Here is a 4,411-nt window from a genome sequence, read left to right on the forward strand (position 1 = left end):
AACCATGTTATTTATTTCCAAAGCAAAAAATTAAATATTATAAAAACGAATTGATACGATGTTAAACTTCTATTTGTAACACAAAAATCACAAATAACAACCTAATAGCAAGTTATTATTTGTGATTTTACAAGAATATAAAAAGGTCCAAATGTAGTTTTGTATACAATACTACACTTCAAATTTATAGCCCACTCCTTTAATGGTTTTGAATAAATCCTCACCAATTTTTTCTCTTAATTTTCGAATGTGTACATCGATGGTACGTCCACCCACTACAACTTCATTGCCCCAAACTTTATCCAAAATTTCGTCCCTTTTGAATACTTTACCCGGTTTTGAAGCCAATAAATAAAACAATTCAAACTCTTTTCTTGGTAAAGCAATTTCGACATTGTCTTTGATGATTTTGTATTCTTCGCGATTAATCTCTATCCCTCCTACATTCAACGTTTCGCTATTTTGAGTCTCTTCCTTTACTCTTCGCAATAAGGCTTTGACTTTACTAACCAATAATTTTGGTTTAATGGGTTTAGTAATATAATCATCGGCACCTGCATCAAAACCTGCAACTTGCGAATAATCTTCGCTTCTTGCGGTCAAAAATGTAATGATCACATGACTCAATTCCGGTATTTTTCGAATGTTTTCACAAGCTTCCATTCCGTCCATTTCTGGCATCATCACATCCATAATAATAAGATCTGGAATTTCTTTTTTTAGCTTTCAAAACAGCTTCTTTTCCATTGCTTGCGGTCACGATTTGATAACCTTCTTGAGCCAAATTGTAGCCAACAATTTCCAGAATATCTGGCTCATCATCAACTAATAAAATTTTAGTGCTTCTTTTTTTCATAAAAAATGGTGCAAAATCTATTACAATAATTCAAATTTAGGCTTTTATAACTAAAATTTCACAAAAACCATCGTAAATGTAGCCATAAAGAAATCATATAAAAAAGCGCATTCAGACTACTTAACTTTAATTTAACCTGTTAACATTTATGTAATGGTAATAAAACACAATGTTAATATTCAAGTAACATCGGCTTTACCACTAGCACGCTATTTTTGCCCCCAACAAACAAAGACAACACAATGAAATTAAAACTTTTGATCCTAACCCTTTGTATAAGTGTATTTGGATTTTCACAAAACAAAGGAACCATTACTGGAATCTTATCAGACAAAGACTCGAATAACCAACCATTGCCATTTGCGAATGTAACTTTAAAAGGAACAAAAATTGGGGTTAACACTGATATTGATGGTAAATATAGTATTAGCGTTTCACCAGGAAACTATGTAGTTCAATTTAGTTTTGTAGGTTATGAAACCGTTGAAGTACCTGTAAATGTAAAAGAAGGCGCAACAGTTACTTTGAACAAAGCCATTGGATCCGGTAGCTACAAACTTGAAGACGTAGTCATCAAAGCAACAGCTCCAAGCCGAGAAAAAGAGACCGCTATCTTGTTGGACCAAAAAAATGCTGTAGTTTTTAAACAAAGTATTGGAGCGCAAGAAATGGCTCGTAAAGGAGTAAGTGATGTCGAAGAAGGTTTAACTAAAATTACCGGTATCACTAAAGTAGAGTCAAGAGGACTTTTCGTAAGAGGCTTAGAAGATCGTTACAATAATTTATTGATTAATGAATTACAAGCTCCATCCAATAGCCCATTTACAAAAATCATCCCATTGGATATATTTCCAACTGACATAGTTGGTGTTTTGAATGTTTACAAAACATTCAATCCAAACATTTCTGGAGATTTTGCTGGAGCAACAGTAAATATTGAAACTGTTCAAGCTAAAAGCATCACTAAACTTTCTGTAGGTGTTGGCTATACTACCAACAATAACGCGGCTGATTTTTTAATCCACAGCGATGCTAATAATACACAAGGATTTTTTGGATTAAACGGTAAAGATCGTCAATTGAGTGGTGTTTTTGGAAAAGTGCCATCTACCAAAATCATGACTCCAGACGAATATAATAATGCGTATGAGAATAACACTTGGAATGTTGATAAAACATCAAGCCCTCTGAACACAAGTGTTGGCTTTATTCATGCTGAAAAATTCAATTTAGAAAACGGAAACAAAATCAATTATACTCTTTCATTAAACGGAGATAATAAATATGTAATCCGTAAAGGAGTTGATCGCTGCCATGCAGAAGCATTAGTTTGGTAGCTGTAACTCTCTTTTTGTAAATTGTTATCATAATCTCCAGCACCAAAATGAAGGTACGGTCAACTCCTTTACGGATTACATATTTATTATCTCCGTTTAATGAAAGAGTATAATTGATTTTGTTTCCGTTTTCTAAATTGAATTTTTCAGCATGAATAAAGCCAACACTTGTGTTCAGAGGGCTTGATGTTTTATCAACATTCCAAGTGTTATTCTCATACGCATTATTATATTCGTCTGGAGTCATGATTTTGGTAGATGGCACTTTTCCAAAAACACCACTCAATTGACGATCTTTACCGTTTAATCCAAAAAATCCTTGTGTATTATTAGCATCGCTGTGGATTAAAAAATCAGCCGCGTTATTGTTGGTAGTATAGCCAACACCTACAGAAAGTTTAGTGATGCTTTTAGCTTGAACAGTTTCAATATTTACTGTTGCTCCAGCAAAATCTCCAGAAATGTTTGGATTGAATGTTTTGTAAACATTCAAAACACCAACTATGTCAGTTGGAAATATATCCAATGGGATGATTTTTGTAAATGGGCTATTGGATGGAGCTTGTAATTCATTAATCAATAAATTATTGTAACGATCTTCTAAGCCTCTTACGAAAAGTCCTCTTGACTCTACTTTAGTGATACCGGTAATTTTAGTTAAACCTTCTTCGACATCACTTACTCCTTTACGAGCCATTTCTTGCGCTCCAATACTTTGTTTAAAAACTACAGCATTTTTTTGGTCCAACAAGATAGCGGTCTCTTTTTCTCGGCTTGGAGCTGTTGCTTTGATGACTACGTCTTCAAGTTTGTAGCTACCGGATCCAATGGCTTTGTTCAAAGTAACTGTTGCGCCTTCTTTTACATTTACAGGTACTTCAACGGTTTCATAACCTACAAAACTAAATTGAACTACATAGTTTCCTGGTGAAACGCTAATACTATATTTACCATCAATATCAGTGTTAACCCCAATTTTTGTTCCTTTTAAAGTTACATTCGCAAATGGCAATGGTTGGTTATTCGAGTCTTTGTCTGATAAGATTCCAGTAATGGTTCCTTTGTTTTGTGAAAATCCAAATACACTTATACAAAGGGTTAGGATCAAAAGTTTTAATTTCATTGTGTTGTCTTTGTTTGTTGGGGGCAAAAATAGCGTGCTAGTGGTAAAGCCGATGTTACTTGAATATTAACATTGTGTTTTATTACCATTACATAAATGTTAACAGGTTAAATTAAAGTTAAGTAGTCTGAATGCGCTTTTTTATATGATTTCTTTATGGCTACATTTACGATGGTTTTTGTGAAATTTTAGTTATAAAAGCCTAAATTTGAATTATTGTAATAGATTTTGCACCATTTTTTATGAAAAAAAGAAGCACTAAAATTTTATTAGTTGATGATGAGCCAGATATTCTGGAAATTGTTGGCTACAATTTGGCTCAAGAAGGTTATCAAATCGTGACCGCAAGCAATGGAAAAGAAGCTGTTTTGAAAGCTAAAAAAGAAATTCCAGATCTTATTATTATGGATGTGATGATGCCAGAAATGGACGGAATGGAAGCTTGTGAAAACATTCGAAAAATACCGGAATTGAGTCATGTGATCATTACATTTTTGACCGCAAGAAGCGAAGATTATTCGCAAGTTGCAGGTTTTGATGCAGGTGCCGATGATTATATTACTAAACCCATTAAACCAAAATTATTGGTTAGTAAAGTCAAAGCCTTATTGCGAAGAGTAAAGGAAGAGACTCAAAATAGCGAAACGTTGAATGTAGGAGGGATAGAGATTAATCGCGAAGAATACAAAATCATCAAAGACAATGTCGAAATTGCTTTACCAAGAAAAGAGTTTGAATTGTTTTATTTATTGGCTTCAAAACCGGGTAAAGTATTCAAAAGGGACGAAATTTTGGATAAAGTTTGGGGCAATGAAGTTGTAGTGGGTGGACGTACCATCGATGTACACATTCGAAAATTAAGAGAAAAAATTGGTGAGGATTTATTCAAAACCATTAAAGGAGTGGGCTATAAATTTGAAGTGTAGTATTGTATACAAAACTACATTTGGACCTTTTTATATTCTTGTAAAATCACAAATAATAACTTGCTATTAGGTTGTTATTTGTGATTTTTGTGTTACAAATAGAAGTTTAACATCGTATCAATTCGTTTTTATAATATTTAATTTTTTTGCTTTGGAAATAAATAACATG

The 4,411-nt window shown here is 33.2% G+C and carries 3 protein-coding genes and 1 pseudogene; 2 read left to right on the forward strand and 2 right to left on the reverse strand.

From position 1 onward, the window contains the following. Window positions 1-171: 171 nt before the first annotated feature. Window positions 172-856 (reverse strand): annotated as a pseudogene (locus BXU11_RS16365) (response regulator transcription factor). Between the two features lie 242 nt (window positions 857-1,098). Here BXU11_RS16365 and BXU11_RS16370 point away from each other — a divergent pair. Continuing rightward, window positions 1,099-2,193: a carboxypeptidase-like regulatory domain-containing protein gene (locus BXU11_RS16370; protein WP_078213322.1), complete on the forward strand. Its 1,095-nt coding sequence runs from the start codon at window positions 1,099-1,101 to the stop codon at window positions 2,191-2,193. Here the strand turns inward: BXU11_RS16370 and BXU11_RS16375 are convergent. Continuing rightward, window positions 2,105-3,316, reverse strand: coding sequence for a carboxypeptidase-like regulatory domain-containing protein (locus BXU11_RS16375; protein WP_078213323.1), 1,212 nt, complete (start codon window positions 3,314-3,316; stop codon window positions 2,105-2,107). The two genes, BXU11_RS16370 and BXU11_RS16375, sit on opposite strands and share 89 nt — an antisense overlap. 242 nt (window positions 3,317-3,558) lie before the next feature. Here BXU11_RS16375 and BXU11_RS16380 point away from each other — a divergent pair, with 242 nt between their 5' ends. Then, window positions 3,559-4,242, forward strand: a complete 684-nt coding sequence (locus BXU11_RS16380) for a response regulator transcription factor (RefSeq protein ID WP_024981900.1) — start codon at window positions 3,559-3,561, stop codon at window positions 4,240-4,242. Window positions 4,243-4,411: the final 169 nt, after the last annotated feature.

It is taken from the genome of Flavobacterium sp. LM5, assembly GCF_002017945.1.
Taxonomy (GTDB): Bacteria; Bacteroidota; Bacteroidia; order Flavobacteriales; family Flavobacteriaceae; genus Flavobacterium; species Flavobacterium succinicans.